General features: G+C 61.3%; 17 protein-coding genes and 1 riboswitch. Of the genes, 8 read left to right on the top strand and 9 right to left on the bottom strand.

Annotation, left to right across the window (positions count from 1 at the left end):
• The first annotated feature begins 105 nt into the window (after nucleotides 1-105).
• From ACP6KB_RS10555 to ACP6KB_RS10575, 5 genes are all read left to right on the top strand, one after another.
• Nucleotides 106-831, top strand: a complete 726-nt coding sequence (locus ACP6KB_RS10555) for an IclR family transcriptional regulator (RefSeq protein ID WP_442113656.1) — start codon at nucleotides 106-108, stop codon at nucleotides 829-831.
• 20 nt (nucleotides 832-851) lie between these two features.
• Nucleotides 852-1,790: a formimidoylglutamase gene (gene hutG, locus ACP6KB_RS10560; protein WP_442113657.1), complete on the top strand. Its 939-nt coding sequence runs from the start codon at nucleotides 852-854 to the stop codon at nucleotides 1,788-1,790.
• Between the two features lie 45 nt (nucleotides 1,791-1,835).
• Nucleotides 1,836-3,044: a sodium/glutamate symporter gene (gene gltS, locus ACP6KB_RS10565; protein WP_442113658.1), complete on the top strand. Its 1,209-nt coding sequence runs from the start codon at nucleotides 1,836-1,838 to the stop codon at nucleotides 3,042-3,044.
• 221 nt (nucleotides 3,045-3,265) lie between these two features.
• Complete coding sequence (locus tag ACP6KB_RS10570) at nucleotides 3,266-4,363, top strand: carboxynorspermidine decarboxylase (protein WP_442114291.1); 1,098 nt, start codon at nucleotides 3,266-3,268, stop codon at nucleotides 4,361-4,363.
• A gap of 27 nt (nucleotides 4,364-4,390) precedes the next feature.
• Nucleotides 4,391-5,626: a saccharopine dehydrogenase family protein gene (locus tag ACP6KB_RS10575; protein WP_442113659.1), complete on the top strand. Its 1,236-nt coding sequence runs from the start codon at nucleotides 4,391-4,393 to the stop codon at nucleotides 5,624-5,626.
• A 125-nt stretch (nucleotides 5,627-5,751) separates the two neighbouring features.
• Here the strand turns inward: ACP6KB_RS10575 and ACP6KB_RS10580 are convergent, their stop codons facing one another.
• From ACP6KB_RS10580 to lpxO, 6 genes are all read right to left on the bottom strand, one after another.
• Entirely contained in the window at nucleotides 5,752-6,183 is a 432-nt protein-coding gene (locus ACP6KB_RS10580) for an MAPEG family protein (protein ID WP_442113660.1), read from the bottom strand.
• 67 nt (nucleotides 6,184-6,250) lie between these two features.
• Nucleotides 6,251-7,927 carry an MFS transporter gene (locus ACP6KB_RS10585; protein ID WP_442113661.1) on the bottom strand — a complete coding sequence of 559 codons (1,677 nt, stop codon included), beginning with the start codon at nucleotides 7,925-7,927 and terminating at the stop codon, nucleotides 6,251-6,253.
• A 203-nt stretch (nucleotides 7,928-8,130) separates the two neighbouring features.
• Nucleotides 8,131-10,266, bottom strand: a complete 2,136-nt coding sequence (locus ACP6KB_RS10590; RefSeq protein ID WP_442113662.1) for a TonB-dependent receptor — start codon at nucleotides 10,264-10,266, stop codon at nucleotides 8,131-8,133.
• Between the two features lie 106 nt (nucleotides 10,267-10,372).
• Nucleotides 10,373-10,579, bottom strand: a riboswitch (cobalamin riboswitch).
• 120 nt (nucleotides 10,580-10,699) lie between these two features.
• Entirely contained in the window at nucleotides 10,700-11,257 is a 558-nt protein-coding gene (locus ACP6KB_RS10595) for a GNAT family N-acetyltransferase (RefSeq protein WP_442113663.1), read from the bottom strand.
• Nucleotides 11,258-11,340: 83 nt separating this feature from the next.
• A complete protein-coding gene (locus ACP6KB_RS10600; protein WP_442113664.1) occupies nucleotides 11,341-11,685 on the bottom strand; it encodes a carboxymuconolactone decarboxylase family protein in 345 nt (114 codons plus the stop codon).
• Between the two features lie 160 nt (nucleotides 11,686-11,845).
• Entirely contained in the window at nucleotides 11,846-12,745 is a 900-nt protein-coding gene (gene lpxO, locus ACP6KB_RS10605; RefSeq protein WP_442114292.1) for a lipid A hydroxylase LpxO, read from the bottom strand.
• Between the two features lie 215 nt (nucleotides 12,746-12,960).
• On the opposite strand from lpxO, the gene thpR reads away from it, so the two are divergent.
• Complete coding sequence (gene thpR, locus ACP6KB_RS10610; RefSeq protein WP_442113665.1) at nucleotides 12,961-13,509, top strand: RNA 2',3'-cyclic phosphodiesterase; 549 nt, start codon at nucleotides 12,961-12,963, stop codon at nucleotides 13,507-13,509.
• A gap of 65 nt (nucleotides 13,510-13,574) precedes the next feature.
• Here thpR and ACP6KB_RS10615 read toward each other — a convergent pair whose 3' ends face one another.
• Nucleotides 13,575-14,777, bottom strand: coding sequence for an NAD(P)/FAD-dependent oxidoreductase (locus ACP6KB_RS10615; protein ID WP_442113666.1), 1,203 nt, complete (start codon nucleotides 14,775-14,777; stop codon nucleotides 13,575-13,577).
• Nucleotides 14,778-15,076: 299 nt separating this feature from the next.
• Here ACP6KB_RS10615 and ACP6KB_RS10620 point away from each other — a divergent pair, with 299 nt between their 5' ends.
• Nucleotides 15,077-15,619 (top strand): RrF2 family transcriptional regulator, encoded by a 543-nt coding sequence (locus ACP6KB_RS10620; RefSeq protein WP_442113667.1) that lies wholly within the window; start codon nucleotides 15,077-15,079, stop codon nucleotides 15,617-15,619.
• 71 nt (nucleotides 15,620-15,690) lie between these two features.
• Here the strand turns inward: ACP6KB_RS10620 and ACP6KB_RS10625 are convergent, their stop codons facing one another.
• The gene (locus tag ACP6KB_RS10625) at nucleotides 15,691-16,305 is read right to left on the bottom strand and encodes a cell wall hydrolase (RefSeq protein WP_442113668.1); all 615 of its coding nucleotides are present in this window, start codon (nucleotides 16,303-16,305) and stop codon (nucleotides 15,691-15,693) included.
• A 134-nt stretch (nucleotides 16,306-16,439) separates the two neighbouring features.
• Between ACP6KB_RS10625 and ACP6KB_RS10630 the strand changes: the two genes are divergently transcribed.
• Entirely contained in the window at nucleotides 16,440-17,288 is an 849-nt protein-coding gene (locus tag ACP6KB_RS10630; protein WP_442113669.1) for a CAP domain-containing protein, read from the top strand.
• A gap of 9 nt (nucleotides 17,289-17,297) precedes the next feature.
• Here the strand turns inward: ACP6KB_RS10630 and ACP6KB_RS10635 are convergent, their stop codons facing one another.
• Nucleotides 17,298-18,743 carry a SulP family inorganic anion transporter gene (locus ACP6KB_RS10635; RefSeq protein ID WP_442113670.1) on the bottom strand — a complete coding sequence of 482 codons (1,446 nt, stop codon included), beginning with the start codon at nucleotides 18,741-18,743 and terminating at the stop codon, nucleotides 17,298-17,300.
• Nucleotides 18,744-18,774 lie beyond the last annotated feature (31 nt).

Raw genomic sequence — 18,774 nt, forward strand, 5'->3', positions numbered from 1 at the left:
GTTGGCACGCCCCTCGTCAGTTTTCCGCGCAATTTTTCCCACTTAGTGGGAATCCTGTTTCACCCTTTGGGAAAACCCTGTGCACCATGTTCACAAGGAGCCCATATGAACTACAACACGCCCACCGATCGCTTGCTGCAGATTCTCGTTGCCCTTGGCCAAGCCAATGAAGCCGTGTCGGCCAAGGAACTGAGCCTGCAACTGGAACAACCGTTGAGCAGCACCTACCGGCACCTGAAAACCCTGCTGCGCTGGGGCCTGGCCGAAGACAACGGCCATGGCCGCTATTTGCCGGGGCCAGCCTGTTTGCAGTTGGCCAACCGCTTCGATCGCGAGGCGCTGCTGGTGTCACAGGCGTTGCCCGAACTCAAGCGTCTGGCGGAGTTGAGCCGGGAGAGCGTGGCACTGATGGTGCCCAGCAACGGCCAGGCGATTTGCATCGAGCTGATCGACAGCCCGCAACCGTTGCGTTGCTGCTATCAAAAAGGCCTGGCCCAGCCCCTGCTGGTCGGTGCTTCGGCGCGGGTGCTGCTTGCCCATATGGCGCCTGAACGCAGTGAAGCGATCCTGCAGGAGCAGGGCGTTGAGGCAGACGCTATTGAAGCGTACCAGCAGAGCTTCCTGCCCATTCGCGCCCAGGGCTACGCCGTCAGCCTGGGCGAGATCGATGAGGGCATCTGGGGCGTCAGCGCCCCGGTGCTCGACAGCCGTAACCGCCTGCACGGCGCAATCAGCCTGATGGCACCCGCCTTTCGCGCCGAGCAAAACAGCGAACGTCTGACCCGCTGGACGCGCGAAGTCGCCCTGCGCGTAGGCGCGCGGCTGGACTGAATTTACCTGGAGTACCCCGCATGACTACACAACTCGCCATGCCCGAGTGGCAAGGCCGTATCGACGCAAACGAAGGAGCGTCGGCGCTGCGCTGGCACCAGTGGGTGCAGCCCTATCGCAACACGCAGCCCACGGGCAGCGCCTTGCTAGGCCTTGCCTGCGACGAAGGGGTCAGCCGCAATCAGGGCCGCAGCGGTGCTCGCCAGGGCCCTCTGGCCTTGCGCAAGGCCTTGGCCAACCTGGCCTGGCGCGGCCAGCGACCGGTGTACGACAGCGGCGATATCGCCTGCGACGGCAATGATCTGGAAGGGGCGCAGCTGACCTACGCCGAGCGCGTCTGCCAATTGCTCGACCAGGGTCATTTGCCGTTGGGCCTGGGTGGTGGTCATGAAATCGCTTATGCCAGCTTTCTCGGCCTGGCCATGCACCTGCGCCAGCAGCCAGCGCCGCCGCGTATCGGCATTCTCAACTTCGATGCCCACTTCGACTTGCGTCACGCCGCGCAAAGCAGCTCTGGCACGCCGTTCCGGCAAATTGCCGAGTACTGCCAGCAGGCCGGCTGGGCCTTCGACTATTGCTGCCTGGGCGTGAGTGAACTGAACAACACGCAGGCACTGTTTGACCAGGCCCAACGCCTGAATGTGCGCTATCGCCTCGACCGCCAGATGCAGCCGTGGAACGTTCCGGCCATCGAGGCATTTGTCGCCGAGTTTCTGAGTGGCATCGATCACCTGTACATGACCGTCTGCCTCGATGTGCTGCCAGCCAGCCAGGCACCCGGCGTCAGCGCGCCGTCAGCTCACGGCGTCGATCTGATGGTGGTCGAGCATCTGGTCCGCCAGGCCAAGGCCAGCGGCAAGTTGCGCATGGCCGACATCGCCGAACTGAACCCAAGCCTCGATCAGGACCAGCGCACCGCCCGTATCGGCGCACGGCTGCTGGCCTGCCTGGTCGATTGAACCTTTCCCCTAATAATCCAAGTATAAAAACAAGAGTGCTTATCCATGCTGACCCTGCAACTCGATGCATTGACCACCGTCGCTTTGGCGCTTGTGCTGCTGGCGATGGGTGCGCAACTGAAAAAACACAGTTACTGGCTGCGCCAACTCTGTGTACCGGCCCCGGTGATCGGCGGCTTTGGCTTTGCCCTGGTGGTGTGGTTCCTGCGTAACCAGCAGTGGCTGGACATCAAACTCGACACCGCCATGCAAACCCCGTTGATGGTGGCGTTCTTCACCACCGTTGGCCTGGGCGGTAGCCTTGGCCTGCTGCGTCAGGGCGGCAAGATCCTGTTCATCTACCTGGGCGCTTGCTGGGGCCTGGCCCTGGTGCAGAACCTGGTGGGCGTCGGCATGGCCAAGGCGTTGGGCATCGACCCGCTGCTGGGGATCATGGCCGGTGCGGTGTCGCTTGAAGGTGGTTTTGGTGCGGCTGCCGCCTTCGGGCCGATTGCCGAGAGCCTCGGTACTGCGGGCGCCACCACGGCGGCACTGGCTTCGGCGACCTTCGGCATGATCGCCGGTGGTTTGCTCGGCAGCCCGCTGGCGCGCTACTTGATCGACCGTAAAAAGCTGGTGGTCAAGGCCGATCAGGACGTCACCCTGCAAGCGCTGGGCAAAGCCAATGAAACGCTGAGCGTGCCCCTGGATGCGGCGGTGCTGTTGCGCCTGCTGACCTGCATGCTGGTGATCATGGTGCTGGGCTTCTGGATCGGTAACGCCCTGAATGAGCACCTGGGCATCGTCCTGCCGGTGTACGTCGGCGCGATGTTTGTCGCCATCATCCTGCGCAACTTCAACGACCGTGCGCGGGTCATCGACATTCCTGACAACGCGGTCAGCACCGTGGGCGATATCAGCCTGGGCATGTTCCTGACCATGGCGATGATGAGCCTGAAGTTCTGGGAACTGGAGCAGTTGGGCCTGCCTTTGCTGGTGATTCTGGTGGTGCAGGTGGTGATCATGGTGTTGCTGTGCATCTTCGTGCTGTTCCGCCTGTTCGGTGGCAACTACGATGCTGCGGTGCTGTGCGCCGGCTACATGGGCCACGGCCTGGGCGCCACCCCCAATGCGGTGGCGAACATGGGCGCGATCTGTGACCACTACAAAGTGTTCTCCTACAAGGCCTTTATCATCGTGCCGCTGTGTGGCGCGGTGCTGATCGACATCGTTGCCTTGCCGTTGATTACCTGGTTCATCAACGCCTTTGCCTGATTGGCTGAATGCAATCGCGGGGCAAGCCCGCTCCCACCAGGGCACACTACGCCCGGTGGGAGCGGGCTTGCCCCGCGAAGCGATGTGTCCGATAGAAAGGGCCAAAACCGGGCCCGCACGACCACTGACTTGGCGAAAAGCGTTTTTCTCCCTTTCGATAACTATCGAGGAAGGGCACAATGCGTGTCCTTTTTTTGGCCGGCCTGGCCGGGGGCCTCGAAATGATCAAAACGCCGTACTACCTCATCGACAAAACCAAGCTGCTGCGCAACATGGAGAAGATCGCCTACGTGCGGGAAAACTCCGGCGCCAAGGCGCTGCTGGCACTCAAGTGCTTCGCCACCTGGTCGGTCTTCGACCTGATGCAGCAGTACATGGACGGCACCACGTCCTCTTCGCTCTACGAGCTCAAGCTGGGCCGTCAGAAGTTCGCTGGTGAAGCGCACGCCTACAGCGTGGCCTGGGCCGACGACGAAATCGGCGAGATGGTCGAAAACTGCGACAAGATCATCTTCAACTCCATCGGCCAGTTGCAGCGCTTTGCCGAACAGACCGAAGGCACTGTGCGTGGCCTGCGCGTCAACCCGCAAGTGAGCAGCTCCGACTACCTGCTGGCCGACCCGGCACGCCCGTTCAGCCGCCTGGGCGAATGGGATCCGGTGAAGGTCGAGGAAGTCATCGGGCAGATCTCCGGCTTCATGTTCCACAACAACTGCGAGAACGGCGATTTCAACCTGTTCGACCAGATGCTCGGCACCATCGAAGAACGTTTCGGCCACCTGTTGCACAAGGTCGAGTGGGTGAGCCTGGGCGGCGGTATCCACTTTACCGGTGAAGACTACGCGCTGGACGCCTTCTGTGCGCGCCTGAAGGCGTTTTCCGAGCAATACGGCGTTCAGGTCTACCTGGAGCCGGGCGAAGCGGCCATCACCCAGAGCGCCTCGCTGGAAGTCACCGTGCTCGACACCCTGTACAACGGCAAGCACCTGGCCGTGGTCGACAGCTCCATCGAAGCGCACATGCTCGACCTGCTGATCTACCGCCTCAACGCCAAGCTGGCACCAAGCGCGGGCGAGCACACCTACATGGTCTGCGGCAAGTCGTGCCTGGCCGGGGACATCTTCGGCGAATACCAATTTGATCGTCCGCTGGCCATCGGCGATCGGCTGTCGTTTGTTGACGCAGCGGGTTACACCATGGTCAAGAAAAACTGGTTCAACGGCCTGAAAATGCCGTCCATCGTAGTGAAACAACTCGACGGTAGTGTTGAGGTGGTTCGCGAGTTTGGTTTCGAAGACTACTTGTCCAGCCTGTCTTGAGCTGGCAGTAAAGGAGAGATAGAGAAATTGAAGAAGAACGTTCTTATCATTGGTGCAGGAGGTGTCGCCAAGGTGGTGGCCCACAAGTGCGCGCAGCACAACGACGAACTCGGTCGTATTGCCATCGCGTCGCGCAACATCTCCAAATGCCAGGCCATCATCGACAGCGTCATTGCCAAGGGCAGCCTCAAGCAGCCTGCTGAAATCAAGGCATTTGCGCTGAACGCTCTGGACGTCGAAGCGACCAAAGCACTGATCCGCGAAACCGAATCGCAGATCGTCATCAACGTTGGCTCTGCCTTCCTGAACATGTCGGTGCTGCGTGCCTGCATCGATACCGGCGTGGCCTACCTGGACACCGCCATCCACGAAGAGCCGGGCAAAATCTGCGAAACCCCGCCGTGGTACGGCAACTACGAGTGGAAACACCTCGAAGAGTGCCAGCAGAAGAACATTACCGCCATTCTCGGCGTAGGCTTCGACCCAGGTGTGGTCAACGCTTATGCAGCATTGGCGCAACAACAGTATTTTGACCGCATTGATTCGATCGACATCCTCGACGTCAATGCCGGTTCACATGGCAAATACTTTGCCACCAACTTCGACCCGGAAATCAACTTCCGTGAGTTCACCGGACAGGTATGGAGCTGGCAGAACAGCCAGTGGACCAGCAACACCATGTTCGAAGTCAAGCGTACCGACGACTTGCCGGTAGTGGGTTCGCAGAACCTGTACCTGACTGGCCACGACGAAGTGCACTCGCTGTCGAAGAACCTCGACGTGCCGAACGTGCGTTTCTGGATGAGCTTCGGTGAGCACTACATCAACGTGTTTACCGTGCTGAAAAACCTTGGCCTGCTCAGCGAGCAGCCGGTGAAAACCGCCGAGGGCCTGGAAGTCGTGCCGCTCAAAGTGGTCAAGGCAGTACTGCCAGATCCATCCTCGCTGGCGCCGGGCTACACCGGCAAGACCTGCATCGGTGATCTGGTCAAAGGCACTAAAGATGGCCAGCCTCGTGAGATCTTCATCTACAACGTCGCTGACCATGAAGAAGCCTACGCCGAGACCGACAGCCAGGGCATCTCCTACACCGCAGGCGTACCGCCGGTAGCGGCAGCCTTGCTGGTTGCGCGTGGTGAGTGGGATGTACAGCGCATGGCCAACGTTGAAGAACTGCCGGCTGAGCCGTTCCTCAAGGCACTGGACGTGATGGGCCTGCCGACTCGCATCAAAGACGAGAACGGCGACCGTCCCTGGAACTGATAGTTCTTCAGTTCACAGGTGGTGACCAAGCGGGATTGACGCAGAGACTGCGTCAATCCCGTTTTTTTGCATTCGCCAGTGGGAGCGGGCTTGCCCCGCGATGCGATATGGCTGACACACCGCGCCTACAGGTGGCGTACCGCCCCCAGGGTCACCATGCCAGCCAGGCCCAACAGACAAATGATCCCCACCGCATAGGCAATCGTGCGCCAGGGCTGCCAGCGCGCCAGGTAGGTCACGGTATGCATCACCCGGGCAGCGGTGAACACCACCATCAACCCGACGGTAAGGGTGAACGGTGGGTAGTACACCAGGCACAGAGCACCAAGGACAAAAAACACCGGGATGCTTTCAAGGTCGTTGGCCCAGGCCTGCGCCGCGCGGCTGACTTGTGGCAGCTCTTGCGCGCTGGCCGGGCGCCCGACAAAACTGGCGTCTTCGGCGTTTTTGAAGGTTCGGCGGCTGATGCGGTAATAGCCCTGGTAACAGGAAATCGCCAGCATCTTCAAAAAGAGTACGACGACACACAAGGCAAAGACACTCATCAAATCGTGCATGTTCATTCCATTGACAGCGGGGGGCGTGATCATCGCCCAACCCGCTGTGCCACGTACAGCCCTTGCCTCAGTCGTGATGAATATCGCGGTCCTTGGTTTCCGGCAGGAAGAAGATGCCGAGGATGGCCGTCATCACCGCGATCACGATCGGGTACCACAGCCCGTAGTAGATATCGCCGGTAGCCGCCACCATGGCAAACGCCACGGTCGGCAGGAAACCACCGAACCAGCCGTTACCAATGTGGTAGGGCAGTGACATCGAAGTGTAGCGAATGCGCGTCGGGAACAACTCCACCAGCCAGGCGGCAATCGGGCCGTAGACCATGGTCACGTAGATCACCAGGATGGTCAGCAGCAGCAACACCATCGGGTAGTTGGTTTTGCTCGGGTCGGCTTTTTCCGGGTAACCGGCGTCTTTCAGGGCGGTGGTGAGGGTGGCGACGAAGGCATCATTCTGGGTTTTGAAGTCGGCGGCAGGCATGCCGGTGCCTTCGAAACTCTGCAGGACTTTATCGCCGATGCGGATCTGCGCGACGCTGCCCGGCTCAGCCTTCATGTTTTCGTAAGGAATCGCGCGCTTGGCCAACACGCTTTTCGCCAGGTCGCAGGAGCTGGTGAATTTGGCCTTGCCCACCGGGTCGAACTGGAACGAGCACTGGTTGGGATCGGCGATCACCGTGACCGGGTTTTTCTCCTGGGCAAGGAACACATCGGGGTTACCGTACTCGGTCAATGCCTTGAAGATCGGGAAGTAGGTGAGGGCGGCGATGATACAGCCGGCCATGATGATGCCCTTGCGCCCGATGCGATCAGACAAACTGCCGAACAGGATGAAGAACGGCGTACCGATCAACAGCGAACCGGCAATCAGCAGGTTGGCGGTTTGCGGGTCGATCTTGAGCATCTGCAGCAGGAAGAACAGCGCGTAGAACTGCCCGGTGTACCACACCACCGCCTGGCCGGCGGTGCCGCCGAGCAGGGCCATGATCACCACTTTAAGGTTGTCCCAGCGGGCGAAGGATTCGGTCAGCGGCGCCTTGGAGGCTTTGCCTTCGGCCTTCATCTTCATGAACACCGGCGACTCGCTCAGTTGCAGGCGGATGTACACCGAAACAATCAGCAACAAGATCGACAGCAGAAACGGAATACGCCAGCCCCAGGCTTCGAAGGCTTCGGTGCCCAGAATCGTGCGGCAGGTCAGGATCACCAGCAACGACAGGAACAGGCCGAGGGTCGCGGTGGTTTGAATCCATGAAGTGAAGTAGCCGCGCTTGCCTTGCGGGGCGTGTTCGGCCACATAGGTTGCCGCGCCGCCGTACTCACCGCCCAGGGCCAGGCCCTGGAGCAGGCGCAGGGTGATCAGAATGATCGGCGCCGCTACCCCGATGGTGGCGTAGCTGGGTAGCAAACCGACAATCGCGGTCGACACACCCATGATCACAATGGTGATCAGAAAGGTGTATTTGCGCCCGATCATATCGCCCAGGCGGCCGAACACAATGGCGCCGAATGGCCGTACGGCAAAGCCTGCGGCAAAGGCGAGGAGGGCAAAGATGAACGCGGTGGTTTCGTTGACGCCGGCGAAGAAGTGCTTGGCGATGATCGCGGCGAGTGAGCCATACAGGTAGAAGTCGTACCATTCGAACACGGTGCCCAGGGACGAGGCAAAAATTACCTTGCGCTCTTCTTTGGTAATCCCGCGGTTGGGCGTGCTGCCGCTGGACGTACTGTCGATTGCCGCCATGACTGTTCTCCGACTTGTTTTAATAGGCCGGAGCACCTACTCGAATTACCGCACCCTGGCCCTGGGGTTCGCGGTCTTGCATTACTGCAAGGTTGTTTGAAGCATAATCAGCTTTTTGCAGATATCCACTGACTTGCCCCGCGATCGCGGTGGGACTGACACACCGCGATCGCGGGGCAAGCCCGCGCCTACCAGGGGGATGTTTAGAAGCTGTAGTCGATGGTTGCCAAGTACGAGCGCGGTTCACCCATCAGCCACTGCTCGCCACTGTGGGCAGTCGCGGCGTAGCGGCGATCGAGCAGGTTGTTCAACTGCAGGCCCAGGCGCACATCGGGCAGTACCTGCCAGCCGAGGTTGGCATCGACCACGGTGAAGCCCGGGACGGTCTGGGTGTTGGCGGTGTCGGCATAACGCGCATCAACGTAACGCACGCCCATGCCGGCATCGACACCGTAGCCCAGGCCTTTGTTCAGCCACAGGTTGGCAGTGCGTCGCGGTACGTTGCCTGGACGGTTACCCGCACGCGAGACCGACTGGCCGTTGACCGTTTGCTCGAAGTCATCGTATTTGGCGCGCACCACCGAGGCGTTGGCCGACACTTGCCATTGGTTGGCCAGGGCCAGTTCCAGGGTTGCTTCTATACCGTCGGAGGTCTGTTGTCCGGCTTGTTCCTTCTGGTGGGTCACCGGGTTGTCGACCAAGAGTTTCTTCTTGACGATGTGATAGGCCGCCAGTGTCCACTCACCACGGCCGTCCCAGAACAGCTGCTTGATGCCGAACTCGGTTTGCCTGGCTTCTGTCAGGTCGAAATTTTGCTGGCTGGGGCTGAGAGTCACCAGGTCGCTGACGCCATCTTCACTGGTGGAGTACTGCCCGTACAGCGACAGCTCGTCGGTCATGGCAAACACCAGGCCGGCACGCCAGTTACCACCGCTGAGGCTGCGGTCGCTGCGGCTGTCGTTGACCAGATTGTCACGGTCGATGTGGTTCTGATCACGGCGCACGCCGGTCACCAGCGACCAGCGCTCAGACAGCTGCGTGCGGTTTTCCGCGAACAGGGCGAAGGTGCGGGTAGTGCTCTGGGACTGCGGGCGGGTCGGGCTGGCGCTGTGGAAGTCGCCGGGTGCCGGGTTCCACGGGTCGATAGAATCACCGCCGATGTCGTTGTACGGCGAGTTGCTGTTGATGCCGAAACGAATACGGTTGTACTCGGCGCCCACCACGGTTTTGCTGTTCAGGCCTAACAGGTTGTGGTCGAAGGTAAAGCTCTGGCGGTCGCCGATTTGTTCCTGGTCGTGCTTGATCTCCAGGTAGCTGCCACGTTGCAGTTGCCCCAGGCTGCTGTCCCAGGTGTAGTCCTCGGCGTTGCGCCAGTGTCGGCGGCTTTTCAGGTAGTACAGCTGGTTGCTGGCGCTGATCGAGTCACTCAGGGTCCAGTCGCTGTTCAGGCGAGTCCACTCATCGTGGTAGCGCTGCACGTCGTTCTGTACGTTGTAGTTCTTCTTGCGCAGGCTGTCGCGGTAGTGGCCGTCGATCAGCGGGGTGCCGAAGTAGTTCATCGGCTCGGCGTCGCCACGCTCGTGGGCGAGGGTAAAGCTGAGGCTGTCGCTGGCGTCGAAGCGCAGGGCGGCGCTCATCGCCAGGTTCTTCGAATCGCCGCGATCCACCCAGCCGTTGCTCGCCTGTTGGTTGAGGGTAAGGCGGTAGCTCAGGCGTTCACTCAACGAACCACCACTGTCCAGGCCCAGTTGTTGGCGGTCGTAGGAACCGTAGCCGAGGCGCAGGTGGTTGTGGATCTCGCCCAGAAACGGTTTTTTCGGGATCACGTTGATCACTGCACCGGTGGCGCCTTCACCGTAGAGCACCGACGCCGGGCCGCGGATGATGTCGATTCGTTCGACCATCCAGGGATCGACCGGAAAGGTCTGGGTACCAGCACCGGTGTACATGCGCGAGCCGTCGAACAAGGTCATCACCGAACCGTGGCCTTGAAATCCACGGGCCGAGAACGCGGTGTTGCCGTTGCCTGGCGTTGCCACCGAGGTGATGCCCGGCGAGCGGCTGACGGCGTCTTGCACGGTCTGGTTGTTGCGCCCTTCGATCTGTTCGGCGCTGATACTGCTGGTGCTGGCCGGGGTGTCCATGGCGCTGAGGTTCAGGCGCGAGCCGGCCGGCAATGGCGTGGCCAGGCTGATCGCTTGGTTGTCGCTGGTGCTGGTAATGGCCGTCGATGGCAGGGCCAGGGTGCCGGTTTCTGCGGCGAAGGTCGGCAAGGAGAATGCCAGGCAGGGGGCCAGGGCATTGGCCGCCAGGGTGTGAAGCTTGGAGTTACGGGACATGTCGTTCCACAATCTTTGGAAGGAATGAATCCCGGAGGGAACAACGCATGAAGGAATTGCGCGCGCAGGCGCCCGCAAACCGGCCTGCGCCCGCCCACCGCGGGGTTGCCAAACAAAGCTTCAGGCCGGTCTCCGGGCTTGCGAGGGTCATGAAGGCCTTCACCTTCCCATGCCGGAGCACAGTGGTGTATCGAAGGCTTCGCTCGCTTACCGTTGCGGGGGCAGCGCCGGACTAGTCACTTTGAGTGATGCACCGGCTTCCCGTTTCACCCTGCGCACGGCGGCGCAGGACACCTGAAACTGGCGCGCATCTGAACATTGAAAGCCTTTGCAGTCAATGAGTTGCGCTTAAGTCTGTGGGAGCGGGCTTGCCCCGCGATAGCGATCTACCTGACACCGCAATCGCGGGGCAAGCCCGCTCCTACCGGAATAATCAGCGGCCGCGTTTGCGCGACACCACCGCCTCGATGTTCTTGCGCCCGATCAGCATCGGCTGCTGCGGTTGTTCCAGCCACTTGTACATGATCAGGCAATCCACCAGGCCCAGACGCGCATGCCGGTAGGCGCGCGGCAGGCGCCCGACCACGTCGAAACCGAGCTTTTGCCACAAGCCCACCGCCACCTCGTTACTGGCGACCACCGAGTTGAACTGCATGGCGAGAAAACCCTGCTCACGCGCCAGACGCTGCGAGTGCTCGCACATCAAGCGAGCCACACCGCGGCCGCGCGCAGCCTCGCTGACCATGTAGCCGCAATTGCTCACATGGCTGCCGGGGCCTGCGGCATTGGCCTTGAGAAAGTACGAGCCCAGGAGCTGGTCATCCTCTTCGGCCACCAGCGTATGCAGCGGTGATTCCAGCCACAGCTGACGCGCCTGTTCCTGGCTCATGGCTGGGTCGAAGGCATAGGTTTCGCGGGCCGCGACAATGGCCTGGAAGGTGGGCCAGAAACGTTCGAAGTCGGCGGCGGTCATGGGGCGGATGTGAATCATGGCGGTTCCTGGCAGGGTGAACCGCAAGTCTGAAAGCGTTAATGCCGGCATGCAACTGTTTGTGCATGCCGGCACGGCTGGCGCTACTGCTCGACCTTACCCACGGCATCCAGCGCTCGCGCCGAGTACACCAGTGCGGCGCCGGCATTCATGGCGACGGCGACACCCAGCGCTTCGGCGATTTCCTCACGGCTGGCCCCGTGTTTGACGGCTTGCGCCGAGTGCACCGCAATGCAGCCGTCGCAGCGGGTAGTGACCGCCACCGCCAGCGAGATCAGCTCACGGGTCTTGGCATCCAGGTGGTTGGTTTTGGCCCCGGCGCCGCTGGCGGTAATATAACCGTTGACGGTGTCAGGGGACAGTTGCTTGAGGTCGCCGATACCGGCCATCAACTGCTTACGGTAGGCGTCCCAGTCCATCATGCTCATCGTTTTCACCTTGTGCGGTTGGCAACATGAACAGTGAAGCTAGTTTTTTTCTCTGTGGGGCGCCGTTGGTCGTTGGGCGCAGTTAATCAGTACTTTGGTGGGGGGCGGGTACAGCAAGAGGATGTGGAACGGGGTGGGGTGCGCCGCGATAGCGTGCAGATCAGATGTAGATGAACAGCAACAGCAACGCCGCCACCACTGCCCATTTTTCCAGGTAGTAGCGTGTGCGATTACGCTTTTTCAGCGCCTTGCCACGCTGACGAATCTTGTAGATGCGGGTGAACAGACGGTTGATGCCGCCGGTTTTGTCACCGGCATCGTTCGGCGCAGCCGCGGCGGCCATGACGTTGCGGCTGAACCAGCGGTTGAAGGCGGTGGCCCAGCGGTATTTGAGCGGGCGCTCGACGTCGCAGAACAGGATGATGCGGTTGTGTTCGGTGTGGTTGGCGGCGTAGTGAATATAGGTTTCATCGAAAATCACCCCTTCACCGTCACGCCAGGCGTAATTCTCGCCATCCACGCAGATGTAGCAGGCATCGTCGTTAGGCGTGTCCAGGCCCAAGTGGTAGCGGTAGGAGCCGGCATACGGGTCGCGGTGGCGTACCAGCTTCGAGCCTGGCGGCAGGGTGGCGAACATCGCCGCTTTGACCGTACCAATGCCTTGCAGCAATTCGGTGGTGCGCGGGCAGAGCTTCATCGCCGAAGGGTGGCTTTCGCCGTACCACTTCAAATAAAAACGCTTCCAGCCGCTCTTGAAGAAGGAGTTGAAACCGACGTCGTCGTAGTTCTGCGAGCTTTTGATTTCGCCGACATGCAGCAGTTGCTGGGCTTCGGCGCGAATCTCTTGCCAGTTGTCCTGCAGTGGCTTGAGTTCAGGAAAGGACTCAACCGGCAGATAGGGCTTGGCCGGCAGTTTGGAGAACAAGTAGAGGAACGCGTTGACCGGGGCGAGGAAGCTGGAATGGTCCCCCAGTTGACGGGTGATCTTGTGCCGGACCTTGCCGCGAAAATGCACGAAGGCAATCGAACAGACAAACAGCAGAACGAGGAAGATTTTCATGGGCGGATACTTGTCGGTGTGGCGATGCGCCATGGCATGAGCTCGCCAGCATAAACAATCATGGCCGGGGTTTGTACTAAATGTTACGCGATCCGTGTCCGACATTAGTCCCACGCGCAAAGGTTTGCGCTGCGTGATTTTTACGGCAAATGTAGTCCGGGCCCATTGCCTTGCGGCAGACTGAGCATTACCACCAGCGAGAAGGAGGACAGGGCATGGTGCAAGGCATTCGCGAAACGGGCGAGCCGTTCAAGCGGCTGTTTTTCGCCCTCGATTGCACCGCGGATCAGCGCCGGGCGCTGGCCCAGTGGCGCAGCGAACTGAGGATGGAAAAAGGGCGACCTGTGCCGTCGGCGAACTTTCACCTGACCTTGATGTTTCTCGGTTCGGTGGATACCGCTCAACTGCCGGCAATCCTGGCTGCCGCAGGCGCCGTCAAGGTGCCTGGCCAGAGCATTACGGTAGCCCTCGACCGTCTTGAGGTATGGCGTTCGGCCAAGGCCTTGGTGCTGGCCCCCAGTGAGACCCCGGTAGCGCTGCGGCAGTTGGTCTACAGCCTGCAACAGGCGCTGCTGCCGCTGGGATTTTCCGAGGCGCCACGAGAGTATCGGCCACACCTGACCCTGGCCCGCGACTATCAGGGGCCGCCCCCGGAGGCGCTGGTGGCGGCGGACTTTGTTTTGCGTGCCCGTCACTTCACCTTGTACGAATCACGCAAGGGGCGTTACTGGCCGCTGGCGCAGTACTCGGTAGGAGCGGGCTAGCCCCGCGATGCGTTGTGACTGACACAGCGCTATCGTGGGGCAAGCCCGCTCCCACAACTTGGCCGTTAGACGATAGGAATCAGCGGGTCGGCTGCCGCCAGGGCGGTGGCGCGGTCGGCCGCTGGTGGGTAGATCCACACGGAGTTGATCTGGGTCTTGAGCTCTTTGGCTTCTTTACGCAGCAGTTTTACCTGACGGTCCCAGCCTTCGGTGTACACCGCACCCCAGGCGCCCAGGTCCAGGCAGGTGACGTACTTGGGCTGGCTGTAAGGCACCGGCTCGACACCGAGCAGGTCCGCCGCCACGTTGTTGCCACTGTGACGCCCGAGGACAATGGCGTGCTGGCAGGACATCACGGCGAAGTTGCCCTCGTCATCGGTGGCGGCGTAGGCCACATCACCGGTGGCATACACATGCTCCTGGCCTTTGACCTTGAGGTTGCGGTCTACATGCAGGCGCCCTTGTGCATCACGTTCAGCGGGCACTTGCGTGGTCAGCGCGCTGGCGCGAACGCCCACGGTCCAGATCACGGTGTTGGCCTCGATCCGCTGGCCATCGGCGAGGGTTACGCCGTTGGCGTCTACGCTCGCCACCGAGGCATTGACGCGCCACTCCACGCCCAGCGCTTCGGACGCTTCGATGATCGTCGGGCTGATGCCTTCGCCCAGCGCCGCACCAATCTTGGCGCCACGGTCAACGATGATCACCCGGATGTTGGCGTCGTTACCGAGGATTGCACGCAGGCGGCCAGGCATTTCGGTTGCGGTTTCGATGCCGGTGAAACCACCGCCAGCCACCACCACGGTGTTGCGTGCCGCTGAGACGGGCAGGCTGGCCAGCGACTTCAGGTGCTGTTCCAGGCGCGCTGCCGATTCGATCTGGTCCACATCGAAGGCGTGCTGCTCAAGGCCGTCGATGTCAGGACGGAACACGCCGCTGCCAGCGGCCATTACCAGGCGGTCATAGGCAATGTCGCTGCGCAGGCCCTGGGCGTCGGTGTAGCTGACGCGCTTGCCGGCTACGTCGATCTGCTCGGCAGCGCCCTGGATAAAGGTGACACCCACGGCGTTGAACAGCTCGGCCAGCGGCGCTTTCATTTGATGCACTTCAGGCTCGTAGAAGCGTGGACGGATGCGCAGTTCGGCTTGTGGCGCCAGGACGCTGATGGCGACATCGCTGCGGCCATGTTGATCCAGCAGGCGGGCGGCGCTCAGCGCGCTCCAGACCCCACCAAAACCTGCGCCGACAATCAGAATGTGCTGTTTCATTTAGCTGCTCCACAGTGAAAAGAGGGTGACGGTGCGTGGCCGCAAAGCAAGGCTGGTCAGCGCCGAACAACTACGACTCTATTGGTCGTAGTTGTTCGGCGCAAGTATTTTTTTCTGTCGATCCCCGCAGCGATCCGGCTAACCTTGCTCAGGCGCCGCTCTATTTCTGGGTTTCTTTGCTGAGTTAAGGGCTGTGGTGCACCGCTGAAAGCCGACACACGGTAGGTGCTGGAGACGGCTGGATTTCGAAAAGTCGTTAAAGACTGATATTATTGCGATAAAGTTAGTCGGAGATAGACATGTCACTGTACAGCGCTGGGGTGGAGTACGGCATCCATTGCCTGGCCTTCCTGGTTGATGACCTGGGCGACAGCCGTGAAGCCAGTGTGCGCGACCTGGCGGAGTTGCAAGGCGTGCCTCAAGAGTACCTGGCCAAGGTCTTTACCAAGCTGGCCAAGGCCGGCCTGGTGGTCGCCACTGAAGGCCTGCGCGGCGGGTTCCGGTTGGCGCGGCCTGCCGACGAGATCAGCGTGCTGGACATTGTCACGGCCATCGACGGGCGCAAGATGATCTTCGAGTGCCGCGATGTACGGGATCGCTGTGCGCTGTTTGACGGCTCGCCACCGAGCTGGGCGCAGGAGGGCACCTGTTCGATTCATGCGGTGATGCTCACTGCGCAAAAGCGCATGGAGGAGGCGCTGGCCCAGCAAACCATCCTCGACATTGCCCGACGCGTGGGCCGCAAGGCGCCGCCGGAATTCGCTACGCAAGTGGCCGACTGGATGAGCGATCGCCGCGCGGGCAAGCCAGCGGGGGATATTTCGCTGCTGGAGGTGCCCTGATCGGCTTGGCGACCTGATTTATGCTGTTTGATTGCTATCGCGGGGCAAGCCCGCTCCTACCGTCGGGTGCGTTAGCGCGCGGTGCCGTTGCGCGGTTTGTAGAATAGAAAGTCACTGGTCTCGGTGGTCTTCACATAGGCCCGCGCCCAATCGGGCGAAACGTGGCGGTCATGGAAGTACAGCGCACCACGGGTGCGGTCATCGAGTTGGCGGTTCAGCGCTTTGCGCGCGATTTCCTTGGCAATGGCATAGCGGTTTTCTTCTTGAACCGTGTCGGAGCGCCCGTCACACCACCACGAAAACTGGCAATTGCCGCTCTCGGAACCCTGCTTGACCACGCCGCACACAGTGTCTGGAAAGCCCTCATGACCCAGTCGGTTCATCACCACACTGGCAACCGCTTCCATGTCTGGCGCCTTGCCGCCTTTGGATTCCCAATAGATGCTGCGTGCCATGCAGGTGATGGCGTCGTCCAGGGCTGCCGCTCCGGCGGGGTCCACGGCCTGGACTTCACTCTGGGTGATGGCTTTACTCTTGGGGGCAGGTGGGGCATCGGGTTGTGCGGCGGCCTTGTGTTCCAGTACTTGGGCTTTGTCTTCGGCCACCTGCGCCTTGGGTTCGGCGGCAAGGGTCAGGGGCGCTGAGCAGGCCAGCAGCAGGCAAGTGACAATCGTTGGCAGGCGCATGGCAAACCTTCTTCAGGTAAGGGAGTTAGCACTTCCCGTTACAGGGTCGACCACGCAGCGCTCAAAACATTCCAGCTGTTCGACGACGGGCGATTTCGCGCATCATAGGCGCCGTCCATTCACGGGAGATCTTCATGCGTGTCCTGTCATCCGCTCTGTGCTTTGTCAGCTTGCCGCTGGCCCTGTTGGCGACCACCGTTCAGGCCAGTGAGCCGTCGCAATTGATCGATTCGATCAACAGCTACCGTAGCCAGGCCCAGCGCTGTGGCGGGCAGGCCTCGCTGGAGCTGCCGCCACTGGCCAGTGATCCGCGTCTGGTGCTGCCAGCGTCCGGAAGTGTGGACTTGCGCAGTGCATTGTCACAGGCCAATTACCCGATGGTGAACGTCCAGGCCATCACCCTCAATGGCCCCCGCGATGCCCAGGCGGCAATGAAAGCGGTGCAGGAAAGCTTCTGTCAGGTAGTGCTCGATCCGCAATTCGTGGATGTCGGTGTCAGTCAGGAGGGGCGTGATTGGCGCATCGTGCTGGCGCGGCCACTGCTGGCCGGGAAGCTCGGCGATTGGCAGGCTGAGGGCCAGAAGCTGCTGACCCTGATCAACGGTGCCCGCAGCCAGCAGCGTCAATGCGGCGGTCAGGCGTTTGCCGCGGCAACGCCGCTGGCCTGGAATGCGACCCTGGCCGGTGCCGCCGAAACGCACACCCGGGCCATGGCCAATCAGAACTTTCTCGACCACGTGGACCGTGACGGACGCACACCCGGCGACCGCGCGGAACTGGCGGGCTATGCCGGGCAGCAGACCGGCGAGAACATCGCGGCCGGGCAAGACACGCCACGCAAGGTGGTTGACGGCTGGCTGGCCAGCCCTGGCCATTGCGCCAACCTGATGAATCCGCAGTTCACCGAGCTGGGCGCTGCCTATGCGGTCGATCCTAAAAGCGACGCCGGGATCTACTGGACCGCGATGTTCGGCGCCCCCTGAGTACCTTGCTCAGTTGTCGTGCAGTCCGGTGCGCTTGAGCAATTGCTTGCAGCGCTCGGACAGGTGCACCACACGCAGGTGCTTGCCGTTGTTGCTGTAACGCTCGCGCAGGGTCTTGAGCGCGGTGATCGCTGAGTAGTCGACGAAATTCAGGTGCTGGCAATCGAGGGTCACCTGAGCCGGGTCGTTGGCCGGGTCGAACTGGTTGAGAAAGGGCGTGGTCGAGGCAAAGAACAAGGTGCCGTGCACCCGGTAGAGTTTGCTGCCATCCTGTTCCAGGTGGCTGTCGGCGTACAGTTCACGGGCTTGTTGCCAGGCAAAATTGAGCGCGGCGATAACGATGCCGAACAGTACGGCAGTGGCGAGGTCGGTGAACACGGTGACCAGCGTCACCGCAATGATCGCCAACATGTCGTTGAGCGGCACCTTGTGCAGCACCCGCAGCGAAGCCCAGGAAAAGGTCTGCTGCGCCACCACGAACATCACCCCGACCAGTGCCGCCAGCGGAATGCGTTCGATCAGTGGCGAGAGGAACAGCACAAACATCAGGATCATCATCCCGGCCACTACCCCGGACAGACGGCCACGGCCACCGGAGCTGAGGTTGATGGCGGTCTGGCCGATCATCGCGCAACCACCCATGCCGCCGAACACACCTGAGGTCATGTTGGCCACGCCCAGGGCCACGCATTCGCGATTGGGGTAGCCGCGGCTCTCGGTGATCTCATCGGTGAGGTTGAGGGTCAGCAGGGTTTCCAACAGGCCCACCAGCGCCATCAGCAGTGCGTAGGGCGCGATAATCTGCAGCGTTTCAAGGTTCCATGGGACATCCGGCCAAGCCAGTGCCGGCAGGCCGCCAGCGATGTGGGCAAGATCGCCCAGGGTGCGGGTCGGCAGATCGAGCAGATACACCCCGACACCCACGCCGAGAATCGCAATCAGCGCCGGAGGCACGCTGCGGGTCAGGCGCGGCAGCACATAAACCACCGCCATGGTCAGCGCCACCAGGCCTAGCATCACGTACAGGGCCGAGCCGCTGAGCCAGGCGCCGTCGTGTTTGAAGTGCTCAAGTTGCGCCAGGGCGATAATGATCGCCAGGCCGTTGACGAAGCCGAGCATCACTGAGTACGGCACCATGCGCACCAGCTTGCCCAGGCGCAGTACGCCGAAAGCAATCATGATCAGGCCACCGAGCAGCACAGTCGCCAACAGGTACTGCACGCCGTGCTGGACCACCAGCGCAACGATCACCACCGCCATGGAGCCAGCGGCGCCGGAAATCATCCCCGGGCGACCGCCGAGCAAGGCGGTCAGTGTGCAGATGATAAAGGCACCATACAAACCCATCAGTGGATTGAGGTGCGCCACCAGGGCAAAGGCGATGCACTCGGGCACCAGGGCAAAGGAGGTCGTGAGCCCGGCCAGGACATCGGCGCGCAGGGAAGTTGCTTTCATGGAAGGAGAGGCTGCCAGCGGAAAAAGGGCT

Origin of the sequence: Pseudomonas sp. NUPR-001 (assembly GCF_052147955.1) — a bacterium.
Lineage (GTDB): Bacteria > Pseudomonadota > Gammaproteobacteria > Pseudomonadales > Pseudomonadaceae > Aquipseudomonas.

What these genes read in the sequence shown, in the direction of transcription:
- ACP6KB_RS10625 (WP_442113668.1), bottom strand. Translation starts at nt 16,305, where the DNA reads ATGCGCCTGCCAACGATTGTCACTTGCCTGCTGCTGGCCTGCTCAGCG.
- ACP6KB_RS10585 (WP_442113661.1), bottom strand. Translation starts at nt 7,927, where the DNA reads ATGGCGGCAATCGACAGTACGTCCAGCGGCAGCACGCCCAACCGCGGG.
- gltS (WP_442113658.1), top strand. Translation starts at nt 1,836, where the DNA reads ATGCTGACCCTGCAACTCGATGCATTGACCACCGTCGCTTTGGCGCTT.
- ACP6KB_RS10635 (WP_442113670.1), bottom strand. Translation starts at nt 18,743, where the DNA reads ATGAAAGCAACTTCCCTGCGCGCCGATGTCCTGGCCGGGCTCACGACC.
- ACP6KB_RS10570 (WP_442114291.1), top strand. Translation starts at nt 3,266, where the DNA reads ATGATCAAAACGCCGTACTACCTCATCGACAAAACCAAGCTGCTGCGC.
- ACP6KB_RS10555 (WP_442113656.1), top strand. Translation starts at nt 106, where the DNA reads ATGAACTACAACACGCCCACCGATCGCTTGCTGCAGATTCTCGTTGCC.
- hutG (WP_442113657.1), top strand. Translation starts at nt 852, where the DNA reads ATGACTACACAACTCGCCATGCCCGAGTGGCAAGGCCGTATCGACGCA.
- ACP6KB_RS10580 (WP_442113660.1), bottom strand. Translation starts at nt 6,183, where the DNA reads ATGCACGATTTGATGAGTGTCTTTGCCTTGTGTGTCGTCGTACTCTTT.
- ACP6KB_RS10615 (WP_442113666.1), bottom strand. Translation starts at nt 14,777, where the DNA reads ATGAAACAGCACATTCTGATTGTCGGCGCAGGTTTTGGTGGGGTCTGG.
- ACP6KB_RS10590 (WP_442113662.1), bottom strand. Translation starts at nt 10,266, where the DNA reads ATGTCCCGTAACTCCAAGCTTCACACCCTGGCGGCCAATGCCCTGGCC.
- ACP6KB_RS10595 (WP_442113663.1), bottom strand. Translation starts at nt 11,257, where the DNA reads ATGATTCACATCCGCCCCATGACCGCCGCCGACTTCGAACGTTTCTGG.
- lpxO (WP_442114292.1), bottom strand. Translation starts at nt 12,745, where the DNA reads ATGAAAATCTTCCTCGTTCTGCTGTTTGTCTGTTCGATTGCCTTCGTG.
- ACP6KB_RS10620 (WP_442113667.1), top strand. Translation starts at nt 15,077, where the DNA reads ATGTCACTGTACAGCGCTGGGGTGGAGTACGGCATCCATTGCCTGGCC.
- thpR (WP_442113665.1), top strand. Translation starts at nt 12,961, where the DNA reads ATGGTGCAAGGCATTCGCGAAACGGGCGAGCCGTTCAAGCGGCTGTTT.
- ACP6KB_RS10600 (WP_442113664.1), bottom strand. Translation starts at nt 11,685, where the DNA reads ATGAGCATGATGGACTGGGACGCCTACCGTAAGCAGTTGATGGCCGGT.
- ACP6KB_RS10630 (WP_442113669.1), top strand. Translation starts at nt 16,440, where the DNA reads ATGCGTGTCCTGTCATCCGCTCTGTGCTTTGTCAGCTTGCCGCTGGCC.